This window comes from Testudinibacter aquarius (genome assembly GCF_004342725.1).
Lineage (GTDB): Bacteria > Pseudomonadota > Gammaproteobacteria > Enterobacterales > Pasteurellaceae > Chelonobacter > Chelonobacter aquarius.
The window spans coordinates 42839-66975 of sequence record NZ_SMCP01000002.1; the positions used below are offsets into that span (position 1 = coordinate 42839).

Consider the following 24137-nt stretch of genomic DNA (forward strand, 5'->3'; position numbering starts at 1 on the left):
TTGTAACCTGCCTTATTTACGGAATGGGAAGTTAAAGGCAGCCAGTAGTGCTTGACCTTCTTCATCTGTTTTCGCAGTCGTTGTGATAGTAATATCTAAACCACGAACACGATCCACTTTATCATAATTGATTTCAGGGAAGATGATTTGTTCACGCACACCCATGCTGTAGTTTCCACGGCCATCAAATGATTTCGCACTTAAACCACGGAAATCACGGACACGAGGAACCGCAATATGAATCAATCGTTCAAAGAATTCCCACATACGTTCACCACGTAGGGTCACTTTGCAGCCGATTGGATATCCCTGACGAATCTTAAAGCCTGCAACAGATTTGCGTGCTTTAGTGATTAAAGGTTTTTGACCGCTAATTGCTGCCAGATCCGCTACTGCGTTATCCAGCAATTTTTTATCGGTCAGCGCTTCACCCACACCCATATTCAGGGTTATCTTTTCGACTCGTGGGACTTGCATGACAGATTTGTAGCCGAATTTATCTTTCAATTCGTTTACTACTTGATCTCTGTAATAATCATGCAGTTTCGCCATCGCTATACTCCAGTATTATTTAATTGTTTCACCAGTAGATTTGAAGAAACGGACTTTTTTGCCGTCTTCAATCCGGAATCCTACGCGGTCAGCTTTATTTGTTGACGGATTGTAGATTGCTACGTTAGAAACGTCGATTGCCGCTTCTTGTTTCACAATACCACCAGCTTTACCTAAAGCCGGAACTGGTTTCTCATGTTTGGAAACCATGTTTAAACCTTCAACAATAACTTTACCGTTAGGCAGTACTTTAGTTACTTTACCACGCTGTCCTTTGCCCTTTTCAGTGCTACCGGTTAGCATGATTACTTCATCGTTTTGACGGATTTTTGCAGCCATGACACTCTCCTTACACTACTTCCGGGGCCAATGAAATGATCTTCATAAACTTCTCTGAACGAAGTTCACGAGTCACCGGTCCGAAAATACGTGTACCGATTGGTTGCTCGGTATTATTGTTTAAAATAACACAGGCATTACCATCGAAGCGAATGACTGATCCATCTGGGCGACGTACACCCTTCTTGGTGCGCACCACAACCGCTTTCAATACATCACCTTTTTTTACTTTACCGCGAGGAATCGCTTCTTTCACAGTAATTTTAATGATGTCGCCAATACCGGCGTAACGGCGGTGTGAGCCACCTAGAACCTTGATACACATTACGCTACGGGCGCCTGAATTATCAGCAACGTCCAGCATAGTCTGTTCTTGGATCATATTAGTGCTCCGCTAAAATCAAAAAAACCCTTTCGGGACGAATCTGTTTACCCAATGCAAACAGGGTGCGGATTTTACCAAATGGCTAAAAGGAAAGCAACTGGATTTTATGTTTATTGCTGAGATTTGTCGGTGGCGCAGTGGGGGGAAATAGCAACAAAAAACCGCACTTTAATGCAAAGTGCGGTTTTTATTAGTTTTAAAACAATAATTAGATTACTGCTTTTTCAACGACACGAACCAAAGTCCATGATTTAGTTTTAGAAATAGGACGACATTCGCGAATTTCTACCAAATCACCAACATTGACTTCGTTGTTTTCATCATGTACGTGTAACTTAGTTGTACGACGGATAAACTTACCATAAAGTGGGTGTTTAACCATACGTTCGATTGCGATGGTGAAAGATTTATCCATCTTGTCACTCACAACGCGACCTTGTACTGTACGAATTTTATCAGTCATTACTCACCCGCCTTTGCGCTTAGAACAGTTTTAAGTTGTGCAATACTACGACGCACTTGTTTCAACTGATGGGTTTGTTGAAGCTGACCGGTGGCTGCTTGCATACGCAATTTGAATTGCTCACCTAACAAGTTAACCAATTCAGCATTCAGCTCTTCAACACTTTTTGTACGTAGTTCTTGAGCTTTCATTACATCACCGTTTTAGTTACGAAGGTTGTCTTGATAGGCAATTTCGCCGCTGCTAATGCAAAGGCTTCTCTTGCGATTTCTTCAGACACACCGTCCATTTCATATAGCACTTTACCCGGTTGGATCAAGGCTACCCAGTACTCAACGTTACCTTTACCTTTACCCATACGGACTTCCAATGGTTTTTCAGTAATTGGTTTATCTGGGAATACACGGATCCAGATTTTACCCTGACGTTTAACAGCACGAGTCATCGCACGGCGAGCCGCTTCGATTTGACGTGCGGTCAAACGACCACGACCAACTGCTTTCAGACCGAATGTACCGAAGCTGACATCGGTACCTGCCGCTAAGCCACGGTTACGTCCTTTGTGAACTTTACGGAATTTTGTACGTTTTGGTTGCAACATTTATTCAATCTCCTTACTTACGACCTTTGCGCGCTTTTTTAGGTTGCGCTTCAGGTTGTTGTTCTGATTGCATAACTGCAGCCATTCCACCAAGAATCTCACCTTTGAAGATCCATACTTTCACGCCGATAACGCCGTATGTAGTATGAGCTTCTGCAGTGTTATAATCGATGTCCGCGCGTAATGTATGCAAAGGCACACGACCTTCACGATACCATTCTGAACGCGCAATTTCTGCACCACCTAAACGTCCGCTCACTTCGACTTTGATACCTTGCGCACCTAAACGCATTGCGTTTTGTACAGCACGTTTCATCGCACGACGGAACATAACACGACGTTCTAATTGTGAAGCAATGCTTTCAGCAACCAGACGCGCATCTAATTCAGGTTTTTTCACTTCTGTGATGTTGATTTGCGCAGGAACGCCGGTAATTTCGGCTAATTTGTTACGCAATTTTTCAACATCTTCGCCTTTTTTACCGATAACGATACCCGGGCGAGCAGTGTGAATAGTTACACGAATACTCTTAGCCGGACGCTCAATATCAATACGAGCAACAGAAGCATTGGCTAACTCTTTGTTTAAGAAGTTACGTACTTTGAAATCGCCTTCTAAGTTGTCAGCGAAATCTTGTGTATTCGCAAACCAAGTTGAACTCCAAGGTTTAACAATACCGAGGCGAATACCATTAGGATGTACTTTTTGACCCATTGCTATTCTCCTACTTGTCAGACACAACCACAGTGATGTGGCTTGTACGTTTTAAAATACGATCCGCACGACCTTTAGCACGTGGCATAACACGTTTCATGCTAGGACCTTCGTCAACGAAGATTTTAGCAACTTTAAGATCATCGATATCTGCACCGTCATTATGCTCTGCATTCGCAATCGCAGACTCTAAAACTTTCTTCACCAAAGCCGCAGCTTTTTTGTTGGTGAAAGTCAAGATTTCCAGAGCTTGAGCAACATTTTTACCGCGAATTAAATCAGCAACTAAGCGAGCTTTTTGAGCTGAAGTGCGAGCGAAACGATGTTTTGCAATAGTTTCCATCTTTACTTCCTTCCTTACTTAGCTTTCTTATCAGCGGCATGACCGCGGTAAGTACGAGTCGGTGCAAATTCACCTAATTTATGACCGATCATTTCGTCGGAGATAAATACAGGAACGTGCTGGCGACCATTATGGACGGCGATGGTCAATCCGATCATTGTTGGAATGATCATTGAACGACGGGACCAAGTTTTAATTGGTTTTTTATCCCCGCTTTCCACCGCTTTCTCTACCTTCTTCAGCAAGTGTAGGTCAATAAAAGGACCCTTCTTGAGAGAACGTGGCATGGCTTATCCTCTTTTTATATTAAAATTATTTACCACGGCGACGTACGATAAATTTATCAGTACGTTTATTGTGGCGAGTTTTCTTACCTTTAGTTTGAACGCCCCATGGAGTCACAGGATGTTTACCAAAGTTACGACCTTCACCACCACCATGAGGGTGATCTACCGGGTTCATCGCCGTACCGCGAACGGTAGGACGAACGCCACGCCAACGGCTTGCACCGGCTTTACCCAGTACGCGCAGCATGTGCTCAGAATTTCCAACTTCACCGATAGTTGCCTGACATTCGGATAACACTTTACGCATTTCGCCAGAACGAAGACGCAATGTTACATAGTTACCCTCACGAGCAATAATTTGTACATACGCACCGGCTGAACGGGCAATTTGACCGCCTTTGCCTGGTTTTAATTCTACGTTATGTACAGTTGTACCAACCGGGATATTGCGCATTGGTAAAGAATTACCCACCTTGATAGGTGCTTGCGTACCCGCTTGGATTTGATCGCCTGCTGCCAAACCTTTAGGTGCTAAGATATAACGACGCTCACCGTCTTTATATAACACTAAAGCGATATTCGCAGAACGATTTGGATCATATTCCAGACGCTCAACAACCGCCGGCACATCTAACTTGTTACGTTTGAAGTCAACGATACGGTAGTGTTGTTTATGACCACCACCGATATGACGGGTAGTGATGCGTCCTAGATTGTTACGGCCACCGGTTTTAGATTTAGTATCTAAAAGCGGAGCATAAGGCTTACCCTTGTGTAAATCAGGGTTAACGATTTTAACTACATGGCGACGACCAGCGGAGGTCGGCTTACATTTTACGATAGCCATTATTTTCTACTCCTCTGATTACTCTGCACTGTCAAGGAAGTCCAAATTTTGGCCTTCTTGCAAGGTGACATACGCTTTTTTCCAGTCGCTACGACGACCCGTTCTCGCACCATGACGTTTGGTTTTACCTTTAACAACGATAGTACGCACTGAATCAACTTTCACTTCAAACAGTTTTTCAACAGCAGCAGCGATTTCAACTTTGTTGGCTTCTTTAGCTACTTTGAAAACAATCGTATTTGACTGTTCGGCATTATTAGTCGCTTTCTCAGAGACATGTGGTGCTTTCAGCACTTTTAGCAAACGTTCTTCCAGAATCATGCCAACATCTCCTCAATTTGCTTCACAGCGTCAGCCGTAATAACTACTTTTTCAAAAGCAATTAAGCTAACCGGATCAATCGCCTGAACGTCACGCACATCTACTTTGTAAAGGTTGCGTGCAGCCAAGAATAGATTTTCATCTAAATCCGCTGTGATGATCAGCACATCTTCCAGTGCCATTTCTTTTAATTTTTGAACTAAAACTTTTGTTTTCGGGGCGGCAACTTCGAATTTCTCAACCACAACCAGACGGTCTTGGCGAAGTAATTCAGAAAGAATGCTCTTAATCGCACCACGATACATTTTTTTGTTCACTTTTTGGCTGTGATCTTGTGGCTTAGCCGCAAATGTCACACCACCTGAACGCCAAATTGGGCTTTTTACGTTACCGGAACGCGCACGACCAGTACCTTTTTGACGCCATGGCTTTTTGCCTGAACCTGCTACTTCAGCACGAGTTTTTTGTGCACGAGTACCTTGGCGAGCACCTGCTGCATAAGCAACAACAACTTGGTGTACCAACGCTTCGTTAAACTCACGTCCGAAGGTAGTTTCAGAAACAGTCAATGCACTTTGTGCATCTTTAGTTACTAATTCCATTCCTATCTCCTAGACTTATGCTTTAGCTTTAACAGCGGGTTTAACAATTAAATCACTACCGGTTGCGCCTGGAACGGCACCTTTGACCAATAACAATTTACGTTCAGCATCAACGCGAACCACTTCCAGTGATTGAACGGTTACACGCTCAGCACCTAAGTGACCTGCCATTTTTTTACCTTTGAACACACGACCCGGAGTTTGGTTTTGACCAATAGATCCAGGAACACGGTGTGACAAAGAGTTACCGTGGGTAGCATCTTGAGTACGGAAGTTCCAGCGTTTTACTGTACCGGCAAAACCTTTACCTTTCGATGTACCTGTTACGTCAACTTTTTTAACGTCTGCGAAGACATCAACATTAATTTCCTGACCCAAAGTGAACTCTTCACCTTCGGTACGGAATTCCCATAAACCGCGACCAGCTTCAACACCTGCTTTAACGAAATGACCTGCTTCTGGCTTAGTTACACGACTTGCTTTTTTAGAGCCAGTAGTAACCTGAACTGCAGAGTAGCCATCTGTTTCAAGGGTTTTCACTTGAGTCACACGGTTGGCTTCGATTTCGATTACGGTAACTGGGATAGACACGCCGGCTTCTGTGAAGACGCGAGTCATACCAACTTTACGACCGATTAAACCAATCATTGTATTAACCTCTTACCTATTCCCTGATTAACCTAGGCTGATCTGCACGTCAACGCCGGCAGCCAGATCTAAACGCATAAGCGCGTCAACAGTTTTCTCTGTTGGTTCAACAATATCGACCAAACGCTTGTGAGTACGGATTTCGTACTGGTCACGCGCGTCTTTATTAACGTGTGGAGAAATCAACACGGTAAAACGTTCTTTACGGGTCGGTAATGGAATTGGACCACGAACTTGAGCACCTGTGCGCTTAGCTGTTTCTACGATTTCCGCAGTGGATTGATCGATCAAACGATGATCAAACGCTTTCAAACGGATACGGATTCTTTGGTTCTGCATGAGACCAGAGCTCCATTATTAAAAATGAGATAACAAAAAACCGACACCTCGATTTTCATACTGCTGATATTTGAAAATGAAGTGCGATTAAGCCTATTTTAGCCCCCCAATCGGGAACATTGTCAGCAACAACCTATTGTTGTCGCCCGCTTGATAAATGATTACATCAAACGACTTCCATCAAGAAAGTCCGCAGAGTTTATAGAATCACCGCACAGTTTGCAAGCAATTTTATCCGATTTTTTGTAAAAAGTGCGGTTTGCTTTGGCAGAAAAACCTATCTGCGATTCTTGAGGGAAATCCCACTGTCTTCACTTTCCCTCGGCGCTTAAATTTGTTATCGTTTGCGCAACTTCAAACCGCACTTTTGTCTTGCGATTGCAAGCCAATAACGCCAAGTTGAAAAGCCTTGTGCTTTTCATTGATATCACACTCGTCTGCCGATAGGAAAACGCCGATGAAAATTGCTGCCAGCCAAGGCACAGAATTTGCCTTTTTGTCTGACTACAAAATTATGGACATTGATATGACCGATTTCACCAATGTCTGTGCTGTGGTCACCACGATTAAAGACCTGCCCGAAGTATGGGAAGAATTGGAACGGCTGGGCTTTCCCATTCCGATTTTCGCCGCCATTGAATACGGTGAAACCGTACCGGACGAGTGGTTGACCGAACTCTACGGCGTCATCGAGCTGGCGGAAGATCAAAAATATTACAACGGCCAATTGATTAACGCCGCTGCCGCAGATTACATCGATACGCTCGATCCACCGTTTTTCCAAGCACTAAAGGAATATACTGATTACGGCAATGCGGCGTTCGACTGTCCGGGACACCAAGGCGGACAATTTTTCCGCAAACACCCTTCCGGTCGCCGTTTCTATCTCTATTTTGGCGAAACCCTGTTCCGTGCCGACTCCTGCAATGCCGATGTGCGCTTAGGAGATTTGCTGATTCACGAAGGCCCGGCATTTCAGGCGCAAGCCCATGCTGCCAGAGTATTTAACGCTGATAAAACCTATTTTGTACTGAATGGTACTTCGTCCGCCAACAAAGTGGCTATCGGTGCGTTGGTCAGCAAAGGCGACTTGGTGCTGTTTGACCGCAACAACCATAAATCAGTGCATCAAGGGGCACTAACGTTGTGCGGTGCGATGCCGGTGTATATGGAAACCACACGCAATGCCTACGGTTTTATCGGCGGTATCCCGTCGCACTGCTTTGAAGAAGCGGATATCCGCGCCCAAATCGCCAAAGTTGCACCGGAGCGTGCCAACGATAAACGCCCGTTCCGTTTAGCAGTGATTCAATTGGGCACCTATGACGGCACGATTTATAACGCACGCCAAGTGGTCGATCGTATCGGCCATCTGTGCGACTACATTCTGTTTGACTCGGCGTGGGTCGGTTATGAACAGTTTATCCCGATGATGCGTGACTGCTCGCCACTGTTATTAGAGTTGAATGAAAACGATCCCGGCATTTTGGTGACCCAATCAGTGCACAAACAGCAGGCCGGTTTGTCACAAGCGTCGCAAATTCACAAAAAAGATAATCATATCAATGAGCAAGAGCGGTATTGCAACCACAAGCGTTTCAACAACGCCTTTATGATGCACGCCTCGACCAGCCCGTTCTATCCGCTGTTTGCCTCGTTAGACGTCAATGCCAAAATGCACGCCGGCAAAGCCGGCAAACGCATGTGGCAGGAGTGTGTACTCAGCAGTGTGGAAGTGCGCAAAATGTTGCTGAAAACCTGTAAATTGATTCGTCCGTTCGTGCCGCCGATGGTGGACGGCAAATCGTGGGAAAACCACAAATCGGAAGACATCGCCAACAATATCCGCTTTTTCCAATTTGCCAAAGACGCACGCTGGCATGACTTTGACGGCTATGCCGAAGAGCAGTATTTTATTGACCCGTGCAAACTATTGCTGACCACGCCGGGCATCAATATGGAAACCGGCGAATATGAAGAATCGGGCATTCCGGCGGCGATTTTGGCGCACTACCTGCGCGAACGCTCGGTGATTCCGGAAAAAGCCGATTTAAACTCGATTCTGTTCCTGTTGACTCCGGCGGAAACCATGGCGAAATTCCAGCATTTGGTGGCGAACATCGCCCGCTTTGAAGAGCATATTCAAGACAATACCCCGGTGATCGAAATGTTGCCGACCCTTGCCAAAGCCTACCCGCAATACAGCAAAATGCGGATTGGTGAACTTTGTCAGAAACTGCACAATTTCTACGCCAAACACCGTTTGAATGATCTACAACAACAGATGTTCCTGCGTCACGCTTGGCCGAAGATGAACATCACGCCGGAAGCCTGCCACAATGCGTTTATCCGCAACGAAGTGGAATTGGTTTCGCTGGCTGAAATTGAAGGCAGAACCGCCGCCGAAGGCGCATTGCCATATCCACCGGGCGTGCTGTGTATCGTCCCCGGCGAAGTTTGGGGCGGTGCCGTATTGGAATATTTCCGCGCACTGGAACAAGGCATCAACGAACTGCCGGGCTTCGAACCGGAAATCCAAGGTGTGTATCTGGAAGCTGACGAATCCAGCTACCGCCGCGCCTGGGCATATGTGTTAAAACAATAACACGTTCAGTAAAAGGCTAAGTGCGGTTTCACAACCGCACTTAGCACCTTTCCCCATCAAATTGCCATAGTATGCAACAACTCGACCTTGCTCTGCTGCGCCATGGTTTCAACATAAGCCCGCACTTTTTCCGGCCACGCCAAATCCTTAACAATGGTTAATGAACGCAAGGTTGGGAACAGGTGAATATCGTCTTCCGACATTGTACCGTTGGCCGCACTTTCGCTTTGAATCAAGGTGGCTAATGTTTCCAAGTGCGGTTGCAGTTGTTGTAAATATAATGGCGTGTCGGCAAGCAATTGATCAAGATCACCAACCCAATTGGTCATGCGTGCGATATAACGTTCTCTCGCCGATTCTGTTGCAATTTCGGCAAATGGAGCTTGGGCGAAACGCGGAATAATCAACGCTGAGACAAGATTTTTAACCGAGTCTAACCATGCGGCAATCTCTGGATTGGTAGTGCCGCTCAAGTGCGGTTTGCCGTCCAGTTGATCGATATAGCGCACAATATCCATGCTTTCCGGCATAAAACTGCCGTCGGCTTTTTGCAAAATCGGCACCACTTTGCGCCCGACCATCTGCGTTGGCGTCGCAATATCGTCTTCCAGCAGTACCACTTTTTCCACCGCCACGTTTTTCAAGCCAAAAATCATCGCCGCTTTGACACAAAACGGACAGTGTTGATAAATAAATAATTTCATCTTTTCTCCTTAAACAGACCGCACTTTTAAGCCGATTTCGTCAGCATATGATCGATTTGCGGCAGCGTCTCAAGGCAACGCTGCCAAAAACTGTGTTTGCGATAATGTTGTGCATAAATTCGTTGCAAAAACGCCTGCTGGCTCTCCAGCGTTGAATCCGCTGGCAAGGCTTTGGCATAATCAAAGGATTTTTTCAAATCTGAAACGGCATATTGGTAGTATTGACTCAGCGCATTTTTTAGCACATTGGCGACCAACACGCGGCGTAAAATAACCGCTGAAACGGCAAAACCTAATTTTGCCAGCTTGCTGGTTTCACGGCGGAGCAATGAGACCGATAACTGAGATTTATATTGTTCGTACCAGCTATCCGCTTGCTGAGTTTGTAATTCCAATAACAGCTGATCCAATACCTTGCCCTCACCCAGCTCCAGCAGGAGTTTAATATAGTAGCCTTCGCCATGCGTTCTTGCCAATTGCAGAAAATCCTGCCGTTCGGCTTCACTTTGCTGCGGCGCCAGTTTAAGGTATTCGGTATAATAAAAAACGCTGGCCGTTTTGGCAAAACACGCTCGGCATAAAGCTTTTGCCTCTGCTGCGTTTCCTTCTTCTTGGTAGACACGCAACAATAATCGATTACCTTGCTCTCGTTCAACCCTATTAAACTGATTGTTATCATTGCAAAGCGTTAATACCTCGACTGCCTGGTCAAGCAGCAACTCGTCAATCAGCAGCTCGGCATATTTCAACAAACTTGGTGTGTTGCTAAAACGCTTGGTTTGATAATGTTGTGCAAGAAACTCCAGATCCTTTAATGCGATACTGATGACTATCGCTTCATTTCGATAGCGTTCCTCACCGTCAAGCAAACAGAGATAATCTCGAATCACTTGCAATGCTTGATGCCCCAATAAATGAAGATCATCTGTCAGCACAGAGGCTTCAAAATGATCATCACTATCATATAGCTCAACATAATGTCGACCGAGGTTAGGTAACTTTTGTTGCTTAAACAACAAACAGGCGGCTTTTAACCAGGTCTGATGTAAGACTGAAACATATTCAAACCAGCTACCGGAAGAAGTGTCGTGCGCCTCACAGAGCCGTTCCACATCTTGTAACAGCGTACGAATCAATTTGAATACCGCATCGGGCTCCTGTGCGGACAACTGGAATAAGGGATCGCCAATATCCTGCGCCAATTCAATAAAAAAAGTATGCGATTGCCAATAATCATAAACAGGACGTCGACGTGCCCGCTTGCGATATTCTCGTTCAATCGCTTTCACCGCATCCGCCTTGCTGGATAAATATTCCCGCACAACATAGTTATTGACCATGTCATTACTTGACATCAAGGTTTTCACTAAATCTAGCAAGGTTTCTGCTGATAAATTTGATAACAATTCCTGCTGTTTTTGCGTTAATTTTTTTGCCATTTCGCTTATCTCTTTACATAACCCCTAGGATCTGTGCCATGATTTCACCTGTGATGTCCAACACCGTTTCCAAAGCGAAGATATTGAAACAATAAACATGCTCTGCTTGATTGAATAATGCTGTTTTACAATATCACGTCTATAGCACCGAAGCCAATATTCAGGTACAATCCGCCAATTAAGTTGTAAACAAAAATTAACAGACCCTAGTCTAGTATAGAGAACCCTTTTTAAATGAAAAATATTCGTAACTTTTCCATTATCGCCCATATCGACCACGGCAAATCGACCCTGTCAGACCGATTGATTCAAACCTGCGGCGGCTTGAGTGATCGTGAAATGGCGGAACAGGTTCTGGATTCGATGGATTTGGAGCGTGAACGTGGGATCACGATTAAAGCGCAAAGCGTTACCTTGAACTATCAAGCTAAAGACGGCGAAACCTATCAACTAAACTTTATCGACACTCCGGGACATGTGGACTTTTCCTATGAAGTGTCACGTTCGCTGGCGGCTTGCGAAGGCGCATTATTGGTAGTCGACGCCGGGCAAGGGGTGGAGGCTCAAACACTGGCCAACTGTTATACCGCCTTGGATATGGATCTCAACGTGGTGCCGATTCTGAATAAAATTGACCTACCGGCCGCCGATCCGGAGCGAGTAGCGGAAGAGATTGAAGACATCGTCGGCATCGAAGCCGCCGATGCGGTGCGCTGTTCGGCGAAAACCGGCGTAGGCATCGAAGACGTATTGGAAGTGATCGTTAAAGAAATCCCACCACCGCAGGGCGATCCGGACGCACCGCTGCAAGCGCTGATTATCGACTCGTGGTTTGACAACTACTTGGGTGTAGTGTCATTAGTGCGGATCAAAAATGGCACGTTGAAGAAAAACGATAAAATCAAAGTGATGAGCACCGGCATTTCTTACGGTGTGGATCGCTTGGGGATTTTCACCCCGAAACAGGTTGATACCACCCAACTGAAGTGCGGTGAAGTGGGTTGGATCGTGTGCGGCATCAAAGATATTCTGGGTGCGCCGGTCGGCGATACCTTAACCCTACAACACAAATCGGCGGACAAGCCGCTGCCCGGCTTCAAAAAAGTCAAACCACAAGTGTACGCCGGACTGTTCCCGATCAGCTCCGACGATTACGAAGCGTTCCGCGATGCCTTGGGCAAACTGAGCCTGAATGACGCCTCGTTGTTCTACGAACCGGAAAACTCGACCGCACTTGGCTTCGGCTTCCGCTGCGGCTTCTTGGGTTTGCTGCACATGGAGATCATCCAAGAGCGGTTAGAACGGGAATATGATCTAGATTTGATCACCACTGCACCGACGGTAGTGTATGAAGTTGAGCTGACCGACGGCACGCTTGAACATATCGACAGCCCGGCAAAACTGCCGCCGTTGAACAATATCGCCGAAATCCGCGAGCCGATTGCCGAGTGTAATATGCTGTTGCCACAGCAATATCTGGGCAACGTGATTACACTGTGTATCGAAAAACGTGGCGTGCAGACCAACATGGTGTATCACGGCAACCAAGTGGCATTGACCTATGAAATTCCATTGGGCGAAGTCGTGTTGGATTTCTTCGACCGCCTGAAATCCACTTCGCGCGGCTATGCGTCGTTGGATTACAGCTTCAAGCGTTTCCAAGCGGCCAATATGGTGCGGGTCGATATTATGATCAACAGCGAGCGGGTCGATGCGCTAGCGTTAATCGTGCACAAAGACAATGCACCGTATCGTGGACGCGAATTGGTGGAAAAAATGAAAGAATTGATTCCGCGCCAGCAATTCGATATTGCGATTCAAGCGGCGATCGGCAACCATATCATTGCCCGTTCCACGGTGAAACAGCTGCGTAAAAACGTGTTGGCAAAATGCTACGGCGGCGATGTCAGCCGTAAGAAAAAGCTGTTGCAAAAACAAAAAGAGGGTAAAAAACGCATGAAGTCATTGGGCAACGTCGAAGTGCCGCAAGAGGCATTTTTAGCGATTTTACATGTTGGAAAAGACAAATAAGGAAAGTGAATGTCAAAATTTTTTCTGCCGATTCTGTTAGTCAGCGGTTATATTTTATGGAAAGTATTGGACAATTTAGCGCTGCCAAATACCTTTTCAATTCTATTGATTATCTTCACCCTGATCGCTGGGGCAACTTGGTGCTATAACCGTTTTTCGCTCGAACCGAAACGCCAACGCCAAATCGCACGGCTGGAGCAACGCAGCGGCAAAACCTTGAACGAAGAAGAACGGGCGCAAGTCGAGCCGATTTCGGAAGGCAGCGAATTTATCGCCTCCTTATTTCCGGTGCTGGCAATTGTGTTGTTGGTGCGCTCTTTCCTGTTCGAACCGTTTCAAATTCCGTCCGGCTCGATGGAACCGAGCCTGCGTATCGGCGACTTTGTGGTAGTAGAAAAATACGCTTACGGCATTAAAGATCCAATTTTTCAAAATACCTTGATTCCTGTCGGTGAACCGAAGCGGGGCGATGTGGTGGTGTTTAAAGCCCCACCGCAACCCAATGTGGATTATATTAAACGTGTCGTCGGTCTGCCCGGCGATCACATCAAATATGATCAAGCCAACGGCACGCTGACCGTAACGCCGGCAAAGTGCGGTTCTGCCGTTTGTGCACCGGAAACTTACCAATACAGCGATGCCAAAGCCAACCCGGACTTTTTCTATCACGGCAATGCACAAATCGAGATGACCGAAAAAGGGGCAGTAAACCACCAAATTCTGCTGAATCCGGTACGTTTCTATTATGATGCCGCCTATTACAAACAGGCCGGTAATCCACCGGGTGAATGGACTGTGCCCGCCGGAGAATATTTTGTGATGGGTGACAACCGTGACAGCAGCGACGACAGCCGCTTCTGGGGCTTTGTGCCTGAAAAAGCACTGGTCGGCAAAGCCAGCTGGATTTGGTTAAGCTTGGATAAAAAAGCCAATGAATGGCCGACCGGTATCCGTACCGAACGCCTGTTCAGTAGAATCCCTTAGGGAAAACTATGCAAGATCTCGATAGATTACAACGTAAAATCGGTTATCAATTTCAACGAACCGATTTATTAAAACAGGCGCTGACCCACCGTAGCGCCGACAGTAAGCACAACGAACGGTTGGAATTTTTAGGCGACTCGATTCTGAATTTTATTATCGGCGAAGCGTTGTTTAAACAGTTCGAAAAAGTCGATGAAGGTGATCTCAGTCGGATGCGCGCCACGCTGGTTCGCGAAAAAACGCTGGCGATTTTGGCACGTGAATTCGGGCTGGGCGATTACCTGCGTTTGGGACAAGGCGAATTAAAGAGCGGTGGCTATCGTCGCGATTCGATTTTGTCTGACGGCGTGGAAGCCATTATCGGCGCAATGTATCTGGATCGCGGCTTGGAAAGCATTATGCCGGTGGTGCGTAACTGGTATAAAACCTTCCTCGCCGAGATCAAACCGGGTGACAATCAAAAAGACCCGAAAACCCGTTTGCAGGAATATCTGCAAGGCAACCGTCAACCGTTGCCGGAATATGAAGTGATTGATATTCAAGGGGAAGCGCACAAACAACTGTTTAAAGTCGAATGTCGGGTCAGCAGCCTGGATAAAGTCGTGGTCGGGCAAGGACAAAGCCGTCGCAAGGCTGAACAAGCCGCCGCTGAAGCCATTCTGAAACAACTTAATTTAACCCAATAGGCAACTTTATGAGCGAGCTAATCCCAGACACAACTATAGAAACAACCGATGAAATTCCACAAACCTATTGCGGCTTTATTGCGATTGTCGGTCGCCCGAATGTCGGCAAATCGACACTGTTGAATAAATTGTTAGGACAAAAAATTTCGATCACCTCACGCAAAGCACAAACCACCCGCCACCGCATTGTCGGCATTGATACCGAAGGCGCTTATCAGGCGATTTATGTGGATACACCGGGGCTGCACATTGAGGAAAAGCGCGCGATCAACCGTTTGATGAACAAAGCCGCCAGCAGCGCCATCGGCGACGTCGATCTGATTTTCTTTGTGGTGGACGGCACCCACTGGACCGACGATGACGAGATGGTGCTGAATAAACTGCGTACCGCCAAAGCACCGGTGATTTTGGTGATCAATAAAATTGATAATGTCAAAAATAAAGACGAGATGCTGCCGTTTATTACCGAACTGAATAAGCGCTTTGAGTTTAAAGCTACGGTGCCAATTTCAGCCCAACGTGGCAACAATGTGCACCAGCTGAAAAAAATTGTACAGCAATCACTCCGTCCCGGCATCCACCATTTCCCAGAAGATCATATTACCGATCGTTCCGAGCGGTTTATGGCATCCGAAATTATTCGTGAGAAATTGATGCGCTTTATGGGCGAAGAGTTGCCGTATTCGGTGACGGTGGAAATCGAGCAGTTTAAAACCAACGAGCGTGGCACTTATGAGATCAACGGTTTGATTTTGGTGGAGCGTGAAGGGCAGAAAAAAATGGTCATCGGCCATCAGGGGCAGAAGATCAAAACCATTGGTATCGAAGCCCGTGCCGACATGGAAAAGCTATTTGATAATAAAGTCCATCTGGAGCTGTGGGTGAAAGTCAAATCCGGCTGGGCGGACGACGAACGTGCGCTGCGTAGTTTGGGCTATATCGACGAATAACCAGACCGCACTTTGAATACCAATTACCTTTGTAGTTGGTATTTTTTTATCTATTTGCGCCGATAGTGATCTTGCTTTGCCCTTTATCGATTATTTGAAGTTTAACTATCGCTGTTTCGCCTAACGGCGCCCAACTTTCTTTGCTTGTGCAAAGAAAGTTGGCAAAGAAACACACCCTATTGAACTGCTGATCTTCACTCAGTGTGAATTTGCTTAACGGAAAATTTTTAATGCGCCCGCTATGCGGGCAGACTCGCTACGCTCAAACAAAAAAATTTCCCTACAAATTTCACACCCGCTCAGGCAGTTCATAAGGGAACCGAAAACACGCCGTAGAGTACAAGGTTTTAAACCGCACTTTAATGAATAACAGCACGATACGGTTAATGCTCTAAACTACTAAACGAAATAACAAACTCAAAAAATTTTTTATTAACAACCTAAGGTAATAACCACGATGAACAAACTGATCTACTCAGTCGAAGACAAACCGCCATTTTTTCTCAGCCTGTTACTGGGCGCACAACATCTGCTTGCGGCGCTGGGCGGGATTATCGCCGTGCCGTTGGTGATCGGTAATGTGCTACAACTACCAAGCAGTGACACCATTATTTTGGTCAATGCGGCACTGCTGATTTCCGGTGTGGTCACCATGATTCAATGCCAAGGCATCGGTCCGATCGGTATCCGCTTGCCCAGTGTGATGGGCACCAGTTTCACCTTTGTTGCCGCTGCCTTGGCGATTGGTTTCAGTCAAGACGGGGTTGCCGGCATTTTAGGGGCGTCGCTGGTCGGATCGTTGGTAATGATTATCGGCAGCTTCTTTATGCCGACCATTCGCAAACTGTTTCCGCCGGTGGTCACCGGAACTGTCGTGATGATGATTGGCTTGAGTTTGATTCCGGTGGCAGTCGATTGGTTTGCCGGTGGGCAGCGTGGCGATGCGCAGTACGCTTCACCGCAAAACCTGGCGATGGCATTTTTTGTACTTACCATTGTGGTGGTTCTAGTGCAATGGGGCAAAGGGATTTTCTCGGCGGCGGCGATTGTGATCGGTATGTTTACTGGTTATATTACCGCACTTTTACTCGGTTGGATTGATTTCAGCGGTGTGCAGCAAGCTGAGGCATTTGCACTGCCGCAACCGTTGCATTTCGGTTTGGCGTTCCCGATTTCAGGCATTATCGGTATGAGCATTGCCTATTTGGTGACAATTGTCGAATCGAGCGGTAACTTTTTAGCACTCGGCAACGCTACCCAAACCGAGATCAGCGGCAAACACCTGCGTGGCGGGGTGCTGTGCGATGGTCTGGGCTCAGCGCTGGCTGCGATGATGTCCACCACGCCGTTTTCGTCATTCTCACAAAATATCGGCGTGATCTCGCTGACCGGTGTTGCCAGCCGTTATGTGGTGACAATCACCGGTGCGCTATTAATGTTAGCCGGATTGTTTCCGGTGTTCGGCGCTTTAATCGTGTCGATTCCACTGCCGGTATTAGGCGGTGCCGGCTTGATGATGTTTGCGATGATTATCGCTGCCGGGATTCAGATGTTGGATAAGGTGGAGCGCAACAAACGCAACGGCTTAATTATCGCCATCTCCATCGGCTGTGGTCTAGCCGTCACCACCCGTCCGGAAATTCTGGACAAACTGCCGTCGTTCGTAAAAGAGATTTTCGGCTCCGGCATCACCGTCGGTTCATTATTAGCGCTCACGCTCAATTTAGTTTTACCACACGACAACACAGAATAGCACTATCGGGTTTCGCCGATGGTGATTTGCTTTTTTATCACTATCGCTATTTCGCCTCATCGGCGACTTTCTTTTTTACTTGTCCAAAAAAGAAAGCACACCCTAATGAACTGCTGATCTTCGCTTAGTGTGAATTTGCTTAACGAAAAATTTTTAATGCGCCCACGTATAAATAGAAAAATGAAAGTGCGGTGCGGTTGGTTTTTACTCCCCATCTGGAGTGCCTGAGCGTTTGCGTGAAGATTTCAAGGTCAATTTGTCGTGTCCGAAGTCTACGCAGCAGGCAAGTTTACAAATTGAGCGTAGAAATTAGCAAAGGCGAAGATCAGCACTACAATTGGGGGCGCCTTTCTTTTGCTTATCTTTTCTTTGGCGAAGCAAAGACAAAACCTTTAGGTTTTGAATGTTGCCTTTAGGCAACAGCCCATAGGGCGAGCTTGCGAGTAAAAGTAAGCCGCCATCGGCGAAATCCGATGGTTAAATTTAAAATAAAAGATATAAAACCGAAGTGCAGTATGCTTCCCGCATAAAATCCTGTAAAATGCCCAGCCTTTAACCACCGTGGTTCGTAACCCTCCCACGCAAAAAAACTAGGACAAATTATGCAAAATAACACCAAAAAAGCGCTGGTGATCTTCTCCGGCGGACAAGATTCCACCACCTGCCTGCTACAGGCAATTCACCACTACGGCAAAGAAAATGTCGAAGCCGTGACCTTTCAATACGGACAACGGCATGCCATCGAACTGGAAAAAGCGCAATGGATCGCCAATGATCTCGGCGTGAAGCAAACCTTGATCGACACCTCAGTCATCAAAGCCATCACGACTAACGCCCTGATGGATCAAAGTGCGGTCATCAGCCAAAATGCCGACGAAATGCCAAACACCTTTGTGGACGGACGCAATGCCCTGTTTCTGTTGTATGCTGCGATTTATGCCAAAGGACAAGGCATTCACGATATCATCACCGGCGTATGCGAAACCGATTTCAGCGGCTACCCCGACTGCCGCGATGTGTTTGTCAAATCGATGAACGTCACTCTCAATCTAGCGATGGATTACAACTTTAATATCCAAACCCCGCTGATGTATCTGGATAAAAAACAGACTTGGGCGCTCGCCGACCAATTGGGCGGTTTGGATTATGTGCGGCAACACACCCACACCTGCTACCTCGGCGTCGAAGGCGGTTGTCACGAATGCCCTAGCTGCAAACTGCGCGAAAAAGGCTTAAACGAATACTTGGCAGAAAAAGAGGTGCGAAATGTTTAAAATCAGCAAAGAGTTCAGTTTCGATATGGCGCATATGCTCGACGGACATGACGGCAAATGCAAGAATCTGCACGGGCACACCTATAAACTGCAAATCGAACTCTGTGCGCCACTACTGACCGATGCGGCAAAGTGCGGTATGGTGATGGACTACAGCGATCTGAAAAACACAGTCAATGAGCTGATCATCAAACCGATGGATCATGCGTTTATCTTCGATCAAAATAGCGCAAAAGAGAGCAAAGTTGCCGACTTATTGCAAGAGTTGGATTCTAAAGTGTTTGCCCTGCCCTACCGCACCACCGCCGAATTGATGGCGCAATTTATTTTCCAACGGCTGCAACAAGCAGGCTTGCCGATTTCAGCGGTACGTTTATGGGAAACCCCAACCTCATTCTGCGAATATACGGCCAGCTAATGAGGAGCGAAATTCACTACAACATCGTCGAAATTTTCGAAAGCCTGCAAGGGGAAGGTTTCAACACCGGTATGCCGAGCATTTTTATCCGCTTCGGCAAATGTAACCTCGCCTGCCCGTGGTGTGACACCGATTACAACCGATTTGAGCGCTGGACGTTGGACCAGATTATGCAAAAAGTGCGGTCCTACACCGCGAAAAACATCATCATCACCGGCGGCGAACCGACCATTCAACCGAAATTGAACGTACTGCTCGATCAGCTGAAAGCCGAGGGTTATTTCTTGGCAATCGAAACCAACGGCTTAAAACCGGTTCCGCCGCAAATCGACTACATCGCCACCAGCCCGAAACGCTTATATCAACACAAATATCAGCAGCGTGGCATCCCGTTTGCACACGAAGTGCGGATCGTCAACGACGGTGATATTTTACCGTTTTGCCAACAACTCGAACAACAGATGCAAGCCGATCACTACTACCTCTCCCCCCGTGAACAACAGGGCGAGATGAATTTACTGGATACCATTCGCAAGCTGGGCGAACTCAACCAACGCCCCGAAGCGTTGTCGGGCAAACGCCCTAAATGGCAACTGAGTTTGCAAACCCATAAGCTGGTTGGGATCGAGTAAACACAACGTGCGGTTGGCAGTTATTTAAATTTATGGATAAAATGGTGCTGCCAAAACACAAATCAAAGATAAAATTAAACAACAGATCCTAAGGATATCGGATGCCCTACTCTCCGCCATTTCAGTTAACCCACAAAATGATAAGCCTAGTGGCATCTATTTCTGAATTACTGGGACGCTGGTCAGCGGGCAATCCTAACGGCTTAGTACCGATACTACGCCGAGAAAATCGCATCAGAACGATACAAGCTTCTCTGGCCGTTGAGCATAACACGCTAACCTTAGAACAAGTAACTGCGGTAATCGAAGGGAAAACTGTATCGGATCTTACAGCGGATTGTTCGACATTTATTGAATTTTTACTGGATACATTGCAATCTGCACTACAACAAGCGATTCTCACCGAAGCAATACCGATGAAAACGCAGGAAAAAACGCCTGAAAAAATTCTTCTATTATTGCAACAGAATCCCAACCTCACCCTATCCGAAGTCGCCAAGCAGATTAACCGCTCATCAAGTGCGGTCGAACGTGCGGTAGCCAAACTAAAACAGCAAGGCAAACTCACCTTTCACGGTGCCAAAAAAAACGGGGCTTGGGAAGTGAAAACAAAAGGATAAGCATGCTACTGATCATCAACAACCATGACTCTTTCACCTATAATCTGGTCGATTTGCTACGGCGGATTGAGGGGCTGGAGATGCAGGTGTGTGATACCGAAAACGTGGATTTGGATCGGGTTGCCGATTTCAGCCATCTTTTAATCTCGCCTGGGCCGGATGTGCCGTCGGCATATCCGCAATTATTTGAAATTTTACAACGTTATCACCAACAAAAATCGATACTTGGGGTGTGCTTAGGACATCAGACCCTATGCCAGTTTTTTGGTGGCGAGTTGTATAATTTGGCACAGATTCGGCATGGGCGAAGTGAGGTATTGCGGCAAACAGACAGCAGCTTGCTGTTTCAAAACCTGCCGCAATCCTTTAAGATAGGACTTTACCACTCGTGGGCAATTAAAAATTTGCCGCCGTGTTTACAAGCAACGGCTGTCGATCAAGACGGCACCTTAATGGCGATGCAGCACCGCACTTTGCCAATTTTCGGGGTGCAGTTTCACCCTGAGTCCTTTATCACTGAACACGGGGAGCAGATGTTGCGAAACTGGTTGGCAAGCTGACACAAGGATAAAATAATGATACGTTTTTTTTCACAACTGTTGATTTTTCTCAAACTATTTTGGCACCGCTTTAATGAAAACAAACTGAATATGGCGGCAGGCTATTTGACTTACAGCACCATGCTGGCGCTAGTGCCGTTGATGATGGTGGTGTTAGCGATTTTTTCTGCTTTTCCAGTATTCAGCGAAGTCAGCGGCCAAGTGCAAAGTCTGATTTTTGACAATTTTGCGCCAGAGACCGGTGGCGTAGTGCAACAATATTTAAACGAATTCGTTGCCAATTCAAAAAAAATGAGCGGCATCGGTATCATTGGGTTAATCGTGGTGGCGTTGATGTTGATCTCCTCCATTGACCGTACGTTGAATGATATTTGGCCGAACACCAACTCGCGCACGCCACTGTTTTCGTTTGCGATGTATTGGATGATTTTAACACTCGGGCCACTGTTCCTTGCAGTCAGTCTGATTGTCAGCTCCTACATTTTTTCTATTCAATTTTTTAGCCATCAAACGGTAATGTCTTTCGGCACCAAATTGCTCAGTCTGGTGCCGTTTGTCTTGACTTGGCTTGCTTTTACCCTGATTTATACCGTGGTACCGAACACCAAAGTCAATCTGCGTTATGCGATGATCGGTGCGTTAGTTGCCGCCATCTTTTTTACTCTTGGCAAAAAAGGATTCACTTGGTACATGACTGCCTTTCCGTCTTACCAACTGATTTACGGCGCCTTGGCGACGTTGCCGATTCTGCTGCTATGGATTCAATTGAGTTGGACCTTTGTGTTATTGGGGGCACAATTGACGGCAGTGCTGGAAGATCTACATTTGGTTCACACAGGGCAATTGGATTTGCACAAAGCATCGCAAGACAAACAACAAAAACTATCCGAAGAGTTGCAACGTTTAAAACAAAAAATTGCTACGCAAGCTGCACCGAATGACGGAGAAAAACAAGAAAATGATCGCGTTGATTCAAAGAGTTAGGCAAGCTTCGGTCAGCATTGAAGGGCAAACCGTCGGTGAGATAAAGTGCGGTTTGCTGGTGCTGCTCGGGGTGGAAAAAGATGATAATACCGAAAAAGCCAAACGCCTATTGGATAAAGTATTGGCTTATCGAGTGTTTGCCGATCAAGACGGCAAAATGAATTTAAATGTCAAGCAAGCGAACGGAAGCGTCTTAGTGGTGTCTCAGTTTACATTGGCTGCGGAGACCAACAAAGGCTTGCGTCCCAGTTTTTCCAACGGTGCATCGCCGCAACTGGCGGAACAGCTGTATGATTATTTCAGCCAACAGTGCAGTCGGCAGATCAACACCGCATGCGGAAAATTTGCCGCAGACATGCAAATCAGCTTAATCAATGACGGACCCGTGACTTTTTGGCTGCAAATTTAACAATAAGCTATTTTTATTAAGGAAATCAATATGAAACGAATTAAAGGCTTTATCACTTCCGGCATTTTACTGCTGGTAAGCGCTTTGCCGGCACAAGCTGCCGAACCTGCCAAGCCGGAACAACAGGTCAGCTTTTCAGTGCAAGTTTCACGCCAAGTGGAACGCGACACGATGCAAGTGGTGCTCTATGCCCAACAATCCGGCAAAACCCTAAAAGAGATCAGCCCGATTATCACTCAAAAACTCAATCTCACGGTTGAAGAAGCCAAAAAACGCCAAGTTCAAACCGGTATGACCAACCGTCGCACCAATATCAGTTATGATAAACAAGGTAAACCGAGTGGCTGGATTGATTACGGCGAGATCACGTTGGAAAGCCAAGACTTTACCGCACTTTCCGATCTAATCGCCAGCGTCAGCGAGCAATTAGCAGTACAAAATATCCGTTTTACCCTCTCCGAGCAGAAAAAGCAGAGCTTGGAAAAACAGATGACGGAAGAGGCATTGCAGGCATTTAAACAAAAAGCCGAACTCATCAGCCAAAATCTACAAACAAAGGGTTACCAAATTGCTAATCTGGATCTAGGCAGTCCGAGTGATCTGGCGGTGGACAGCCAACCTGTCTATTATGAACGCAGAGCGGTTTTTTCCGCCTCTGAGACACCGAGCATGCAGGTGGAAAGCGGTTTAGCCGACTTGAAAATTCAGCTGAATGCCACCATTTATCTGAAAAATGACTAATTCATAGCAGGATTTGCTATAATCCTGCTTTCTATCCATAAAAAATTAAGGCGGAGTAGCCGATGAAAGTAGCAAAAAATGTAGTGGTCAGTATCGCATATCAAGTTCGTACTGAAGATGGTGTGTTAGTGGACGAAGCTCCGGTCAACCAACCGTTGGAATATTTGCAAGGACACAATAATCTGGTTATCGGTTTGGAAAATGCCATTGAAGGGCGTAAAGTCGGCGAAAAATTTGAAGTGCGGGTCAAGCCGGAAGAGGGCTACGGCGAATATAACGACAACATGGTGCAACGTGTACCGAAAGACGTATTTGTCGGTGTCGATGACTTGGAAGTTGGCATGCGTTTTATCGCTGATACCGACATCGGCCCGTTGCCGGTGGTGATCACAGAAGTGGGCGACGATCATGTGGTGGTGGACGGCAATCATATGTTGGCCGGACAAGAGTTGTTGTTTAACGTAGAAATTGTTGCCACGCGCGAAGCGACACTGGAAGAGATTTCCCACGGTCATATCCATGCTGAAGGCAGCGGTTGCTGCGGCGGTCACGACAGTGACGAACAAGGGCACGGCTGCGGCTGCGGACACAGCCATGATCACGATCATCACGGACACGATCACCACCACGGTCATGGTCACGAAGGGTGCTGCGGCGGTAAACACAAGCACTAATCTGCTTGGCGTATCTCATCATAAACAGAAAGATAGCTACGGCTATCTTTCAGATTATTGACAAAGATATTTGATGAGGCAAAGTAGATATTTGATGAGGCAAGGTAGGGGCGGATTGCATCCGCCCGTTTGCGAAGTGCGGTATAAGCACTTAATCAATAAAGGAAAAATGCAAAGTGCGGTTCGGGGCGATATATAATCGCCCCCTACTTTTACAATATTAATCGTGTA

Annotated in this window: 31 protein-coding genes and 1 riboswitch; of the genes, 15 read left to right on the forward strand and 16 right to left on the reverse strand. The window is 46.5% G+C overall.

Features of this window, described 5'->3' with window-relative positions:
- Nucleotides 1–12: 12 nt before the first annotated feature.
- The 14 genes from rplE to rpsJ all read right to left on the reverse strand — a co-directional run bounded on the left by rplE (nt 13) and on the right by rpsJ (nt 6442).
- Nucleotides 13–552, reverse strand: a complete 540-nt coding sequence (gene rplE, locus EDC16_RS01945) for a 50S ribosomal protein L5 (protein WP_132964886.1) — start codon at nt 550–552, stop codon at nt 13–15.
- A gap of 15 nt (nt 553–567) precedes the next feature.
- A complete protein-coding gene (gene rplX / locus EDC16_RS01950; protein WP_132964888.1) occupies nt 568–891 on the reverse strand; it encodes a 50S ribosomal protein L24 in 324 nt (107 codons plus the stop codon).
- Between the two features lie 10 nt (nt 892–901).
- Entirely contained in the window at nt 902–1273 is a 372-nt protein-coding gene (gene rplN, locus EDC16_RS01955; RefSeq protein ID WP_132964890.1) for a 50S ribosomal protein L14, read from the reverse strand.
- 211 nt (nt 1274–1484) lie between these two features.
- Nucleotides 1485–1739, reverse strand: a complete 255-nt coding sequence (gene rpsQ / locus EDC16_RS01960) for a 30S ribosomal protein S17 (RefSeq protein ID WP_132964892.1) — start codon at nt 1737–1739, stop codon at nt 1485–1487.
- Nucleotides 1739–1930, reverse strand: a complete 192-nt coding sequence (gene rpmC, locus EDC16_RS01965) for a 50S ribosomal protein L29 (protein WP_132964894.1) — start codon at nt 1928–1930, stop codon at nt 1739–1741. Before rpmC ends, rpsQ begins: the two co-directional genes overlap by 1 nt.
- Nucleotides 1930–2340, reverse strand: a complete 411-nt coding sequence (rplP, locus tag EDC16_RS01970; RefSeq protein WP_034615144.1) for a 50S ribosomal protein L16 — start codon at nt 2338–2340, stop codon at nt 1930–1932. The genes rpmC and rplP overlap by 1 nt, the downstream gene beginning before the upstream one ends.
- Before the next feature lie 13 nt (nt 2341–2353).
- Nucleotides 2354–3055 (reverse strand): 30S ribosomal protein S3, encoded by a 702-nt coding sequence (gene rpsC / locus EDC16_RS01975; protein WP_132964895.1) that lies wholly within the window; start codon nt 3053–3055, stop codon nt 2354–2356.
- 10 nt (nt 3056–3065) lie between these two features.
- Nucleotides 3066–3398, reverse strand: a complete 333-nt coding sequence (gene rplV, locus EDC16_RS01980; RefSeq protein WP_034615150.1) for a 50S ribosomal protein L22 — start codon at nt 3396–3398, stop codon at nt 3066–3068.
- A gap of 14 nt (nt 3399–3412) precedes the next feature.
- Nucleotides 3413–3685 carry a 30S ribosomal protein S19 gene (gene rpsS, locus EDC16_RS01985; protein ID WP_132964897.1) on the reverse strand — a complete coding sequence of 91 codons (273 nt, stop codon included), beginning with the start codon at nt 3683–3685 and terminating at the stop codon, nt 3413–3415.
- 25 nt (nt 3686–3710) lie between these two features.
- On the reverse strand, nt 3711–4532 hold the full coding sequence (gene rplB / locus EDC16_RS01990) for a 50S ribosomal protein L2 (protein ID WP_132964900.1): 822 nt from the start codon (nt 4530–4532) through the stop codon (nt 3711–3713).
- Between the two features lie 18 nt (nt 4533–4550).
- The gene (rplW, locus tag EDC16_RS01995; RefSeq protein WP_132964902.1) at nt 4551–4853 is read right to left on the reverse strand and encodes a 50S ribosomal protein L23; all 303 of its coding nucleotides are present in this window, start codon (nt 4851–4853) and stop codon (nt 4551–4553) included.
- A complete protein-coding gene (gene rplD / locus EDC16_RS02000; protein WP_132964904.1) occupies nt 4850–5455 on the reverse strand; it encodes a 50S ribosomal protein L4 in 606 nt (201 codons plus the stop codon). Before rplD ends, rplW begins: the two co-directional genes overlap by 4 nt.
- Before the next feature lie 15 nt (nt 5456–5470).
- Nucleotides 5471–6103, reverse strand: coding sequence for a 50S ribosomal protein L3 (gene rplC / locus EDC16_RS02005; protein WP_132964906.1), 633 nt, complete (start codon nt 6101–6103; stop codon nt 5471–5473).
- Between the two features lie 27 nt (nt 6104–6130).
- Complete coding sequence (gene rpsJ / locus EDC16_RS02010) at nt 6131–6442, reverse strand: 30S ribosomal protein S10 (protein WP_001181005.1); 312 nt, start codon at nt 6440–6442, stop codon at nt 6131–6133.
- Between the two features lie 457 nt (nt 6443–6899).
- Between rpsJ and speC the strand changes: the two genes are divergently transcribed.
- On the forward strand, nt 6900–9047 hold the full coding sequence (gene speC / locus EDC16_RS02015) for an ornithine decarboxylase (protein ID WP_132964908.1): 2148 nt from the start codon (nt 6900–6902) through the stop codon (nt 9045–9047).
- A gap of 56 nt (nt 9048–9103) precedes the next feature.
- Here the strand turns inward: speC and grxB are convergent, their stop codons facing one another.
- Nucleotides 9104–9751 carry a glutaredoxin 2 gene (grxB, locus tag EDC16_RS02020; RefSeq protein ID WP_132964910.1) on the reverse strand — a complete coding sequence of 216 codons (648 nt, stop codon included), beginning with the start codon at nt 9749–9751 and terminating at the stop codon, nt 9104–9106.
- Between the two features lie 26 nt (nt 9752–9777).
- Nucleotides 9778–11190: a DUF6880 family protein gene (locus EDC16_RS02025; RefSeq protein ID WP_132964912.1), complete on the reverse strand. Its 1413-nt coding sequence runs from the start codon at nt 11188–11190 to the stop codon at nt 9778–9780.
- Nucleotides 11191–11424: 234 nt separating this feature from the next.
- On the opposite strand from EDC16_RS02025, the gene lepA reads away from it, so the two are divergent.
- The 14 genes from lepA to slyD all read left to right on the forward strand — a co-directional run bounded on the left by lepA (nt 11425) and on the right by slyD (nt 23906).
- Nucleotides 11425–13221 carry a translation elongation factor 4 gene (gene lepA, locus EDC16_RS02030; RefSeq protein ID WP_132964914.1) on the forward strand — a complete coding sequence of 599 codons (1797 nt, stop codon included), beginning with the start codon at nt 11425–11427 and terminating at the stop codon, nt 13219–13221.
- A gap of 9 nt (nt 13222–13230) precedes the next feature.
- Nucleotides 13231–14205 carry a signal peptidase I gene (gene lepB, locus EDC16_RS02035; protein ID WP_132964916.1) on the forward strand — a complete coding sequence of 325 codons (975 nt, stop codon included), beginning with the start codon at nt 13231–13233 and terminating at the stop codon, nt 14203–14205.
- A gap of 8 nt (nt 14206–14213) precedes the next feature.
- Nucleotides 14214–14891 (forward strand): ribonuclease III, encoded by a 678-nt coding sequence (rnc, locus tag EDC16_RS02040; protein ID WP_132964918.1) that lies wholly within the window; start codon nt 14214–14216, stop codon nt 14889–14891.
- A gap of 8 nt (nt 14892–14899) precedes the next feature.
- Entirely contained in the window at nt 14900–15841 is a 942-nt protein-coding gene (era, locus tag EDC16_RS02045; RefSeq protein WP_132964920.1) for a GTPase Era, read from the forward strand.
- Nucleotides 15842–16298: 457 nt separating this feature from the next.
- Nucleotides 16299–17594 carry a uracil-xanthine permease family protein gene (locus EDC16_RS02050; protein WP_132964922.1) on the forward strand — a complete coding sequence of 432 codons (1296 nt, stop codon included), beginning with the start codon at nt 16299–16301 and terminating at the stop codon, nt 17592–17594.
- A gap of 555 nt (nt 17595–18149) precedes the next feature.
- Nucleotides 18150–18194: riboswitch (PreQ1 riboswitch) on the forward strand.
- Between the two features lie 2 nt (nt 18195–18196).
- Nucleotides 18197–18868, forward strand: a complete 672-nt coding sequence (gene queC / locus EDC16_RS02055; RefSeq protein WP_132964924.1) for a 7-cyano-7-deazaguanine synthase QueC — start codon at nt 18197–18199, stop codon at nt 18866–18868.
- Nucleotides 18861–19286 carry a 6-carboxytetrahydropterin synthase QueD gene (gene queD / locus EDC16_RS02060; protein ID WP_132964926.1) on the forward strand — a complete coding sequence of 142 codons (426 nt, stop codon included), beginning with the start codon at nt 18861–18863 and terminating at the stop codon, nt 19284–19286. The genes queC and queD overlap by 8 nt, the downstream gene beginning before the upstream one ends.
- A complete protein-coding gene (locus EDC16_RS02065; protein WP_232517153.1) occupies nt 19286–19918 on the forward strand; it encodes a 7-carboxy-7-deazaguanine synthase QueE in 633 nt (210 codons plus the stop codon). The genes queD and EDC16_RS02065 overlap by 1 nt, the downstream gene beginning before the upstream one ends.
- A gap of 101 nt (nt 19919–20019) precedes the next feature.
- Nucleotides 20020–20538 carry a winged helix-turn-helix transcriptional regulator gene (locus EDC16_RS02070; protein WP_132964930.1) on the forward strand — a complete coding sequence of 173 codons (519 nt, stop codon included), beginning with the start codon at nt 20020–20022 and terminating at the stop codon, nt 20536–20538.
- Between the two features lie 2 nt (nt 20539–20540).
- Nucleotides 20541–21098 carry an anthranilate synthase component II gene (locus tag EDC16_RS02075; RefSeq protein WP_132964933.1) on the forward strand — a complete coding sequence of 186 codons (558 nt, stop codon included), beginning with the start codon at nt 20541–20543 and terminating at the stop codon, nt 21096–21098.
- Between the two features lie 15 nt (nt 21099–21113).
- Nucleotides 21114–22082, forward strand: coding sequence for a virulence factor BrkB family protein (locus tag EDC16_RS02080; protein WP_132964935.1), 969 nt, complete (start codon nt 21114–21116; stop codon nt 22080–22082).
- Nucleotides 22057–22491: a D-aminoacyl-tRNA deacylase gene (dtd, locus tag EDC16_RS02085; protein WP_132964937.1), complete on the forward strand. Its 435-nt coding sequence runs from the start codon at nt 22057–22059 to the stop codon at nt 22489–22491. Before EDC16_RS02080 ends, dtd begins: the two co-directional genes overlap by 26 nt.
- 30 nt (nt 22492–22521) lie before the next feature.
- The gene (locus EDC16_RS02090; protein WP_132964939.1) at nt 22522–23232 is read left to right on the forward strand and encodes an SIMPL domain-containing protein; all 711 of its coding nucleotides are present in this window, start codon (nt 22522–22524) and stop codon (nt 23230–23232) included.
- A gap of 62 nt (nt 23233–23294) precedes the next feature.
- Nucleotides 23295–23906, forward strand: a complete 612-nt coding sequence (slyD, locus tag EDC16_RS02095; protein ID WP_132964941.1) for a peptidylprolyl isomerase — start codon at nt 23295–23297, stop codon at nt 23904–23906.
- The last annotated feature ends 231 nt before the right edge of the window (nt 23907–24137 follow it).

Excerpts from the sequence above, each read along its gene's own strand:
- queD (WP_132964926.1), top strand. The coding sequence starts at position 18,861 with ATGTTTAAAATCAGCAAAGAGTTCAGTTTCGATATGGCGCATATGCTC.
- lepB (WP_132964916.1), top strand. The coding sequence starts at position 13,231 with ATGTCAAAATTTTTTCTGCCGATTCTGTTAGTCAGCGGTTATATTTTA.
- rplB (WP_132964900.1), bottom strand. The coding sequence starts at position 4,532 with ATGGCTATCGTAAAATGTAAGCCGACCTCCGCTGGTCGTCGCCATGTA.
- grxB (WP_132964910.1), bottom strand. The coding sequence starts at position 9,751 with ATGAAATTATTTATTTATCAACACTGTCCGTTTTGTGTCAAAGCGGCG.
- rplE (WP_132964886.1), bottom strand. The coding sequence starts at position 552 with ATGGCGAAACTGCATGATTATTACAGAGATCAAGTAGTAAACGAATTG.
- EDC16_RS02050 (WP_132964922.1), top strand. The coding sequence starts at position 16,299 with ATGAACAAACTGATCTACTCAGTCGAAGACAAACCGCCATTTTTTCTC.
- EDC16_RS02075 (WP_132964933.1), top strand. The coding sequence starts at position 20,541 with ATGCTACTGATCATCAACAACCATGACTCTTTCACCTATAATCTGGTC.
- EDC16_RS02065 (WP_232517153.1), top strand. The coding sequence starts at position 19,286 with ATGAGGAGCGAAATTCACTACAACATCGTCGAAATTTTCGAAAGCCTG.
- EDC16_RS02025 (WP_132964912.1), bottom strand. The coding sequence starts at position 11,190 with ATGGCAAAAAAATTAACGCAAAAACAGCAGGAATTGTTATCAAATTTA.
- rplX (WP_132964888.1), bottom strand. The coding sequence starts at position 891 with ATGGCTGCAAAAATCCGTCAAAACGATGAAGTAATCATGCTAACCGGT.
- EDC16_RS02070 (WP_132964930.1), top strand. The coding sequence starts at position 20,020 with ATGCCCTACTCTCCGCCATTTCAGTTAACCCACAAAATGATAAGCCTA.
- rpsS (WP_132964897.1), bottom strand. The coding sequence starts at position 3,685 with ATGCCACGTTCTCTCAAGAAGGGTCCTTTTATTGACCTACACTTGCTG.
- rpsQ (WP_132964892.1), bottom strand. The coding sequence starts at position 1,739 with ATGACTGATAAAATTCGTACAGTACAAGGTCGCGTTGTGAGTGACAAG.
- speC (WP_132964908.1), top strand. The coding sequence starts at position 6,900 with ATGAAAATTGCTGCCAGCCAAGGCACAGAATTTGCCTTTTTGTCTGAC.
- rpsC (WP_132964895.1), bottom strand. The coding sequence starts at position 3,055 with ATGGGTCAAAAAGTACATCCTAATGGTATTCGCCTCGGTATTGTTAAA.
- era (WP_132964920.1), top strand. The coding sequence starts at position 14,900 with ATGAGCGAGCTAATCCCAGACACAACTATAGAAACAACCGATGAAATT.
- rplP (WP_034615144.1), bottom strand. The coding sequence starts at position 2,340 with ATGTTGCAACCAAAACGTACAAAATTCCGTAAAGTTCACAAAGGACGT.
- slyD (WP_132964941.1), top strand. The coding sequence starts at position 23,295 with ATGAAAGTAGCAAAAAATGTAGTGGTCAGTATCGCATATCAAGTTCGT.
- EDC16_RS02090 (WP_132964939.1), top strand. The coding sequence starts at position 22,522 with ATGAAACGAATTAAAGGCTTTATCACTTCCGGCATTTTACTGCTGGTA.
- rplD (WP_132964904.1), bottom strand. The coding sequence starts at position 5,455 with ATGGAATTAGTAACTAAAGATGCACAAAGTGCATTGACTGTTTCTGAA.
- rpsJ (WP_001181005.1), bottom strand. The coding sequence starts at position 6,442 with ATGCAGAACCAAAGAATCCGTATCCGTTTGAAAGCGTTTGATCATCGT.
- rplC (WP_132964906.1), bottom strand. The coding sequence starts at position 6,103 with ATGATTGGTTTAATCGGTCGTAAAGTTGGTATGACTCGCGTCTTCACA.
- rnc (WP_132964918.1), top strand. The coding sequence starts at position 14,214 with ATGCAAGATCTCGATAGATTACAACGTAAAATCGGTTATCAATTTCAA.
- rplV (WP_034615150.1), bottom strand. The coding sequence starts at position 3,398 with ATGGAAACTATTGCAAAACATCGTTTCGCTCGCACTTCAGCTCAAAAA.
- rplN (WP_132964890.1), bottom strand. The coding sequence starts at position 1,273 with ATGATCCAAGAACAGACTATGCTGGACGTTGCTGATAATTCAGGCGCC.
- rplW (WP_132964902.1), bottom strand. The coding sequence starts at position 4,853 with ATGATTCTGGAAGAACGTTTGCTAAAAGTGCTGAAAGCACCACATGTC.
- dtd (WP_132964937.1), top strand. The coding sequence starts at position 22,057 with ATGATCGCGTTGATTCAAAGAGTTAGGCAAGCTTCGGTCAGCATTGAA.
- EDC16_RS02080 (WP_132964935.1), top strand. The coding sequence starts at position 21,114 with ATGATACGTTTTTTTTCACAACTGTTGATTTTTCTCAAACTATTTTGG.
- lepA (WP_132964914.1), top strand. The coding sequence starts at position 11,425 with ATGAAAAATATTCGTAACTTTTCCATTATCGCCCATATCGACCACGGC.
- rpmC (WP_132964894.1), bottom strand. The coding sequence starts at position 1,930 with ATGAAAGCTCAAGAACTACGTACAAAAAGTGTTGAAGAGCTGAATGCT.
- queC (WP_132964924.1), top strand. The coding sequence starts at position 18,197 with ATGCAAAATAACACCAAAAAAGCGCTGGTGATCTTCTCCGGCGGACAA.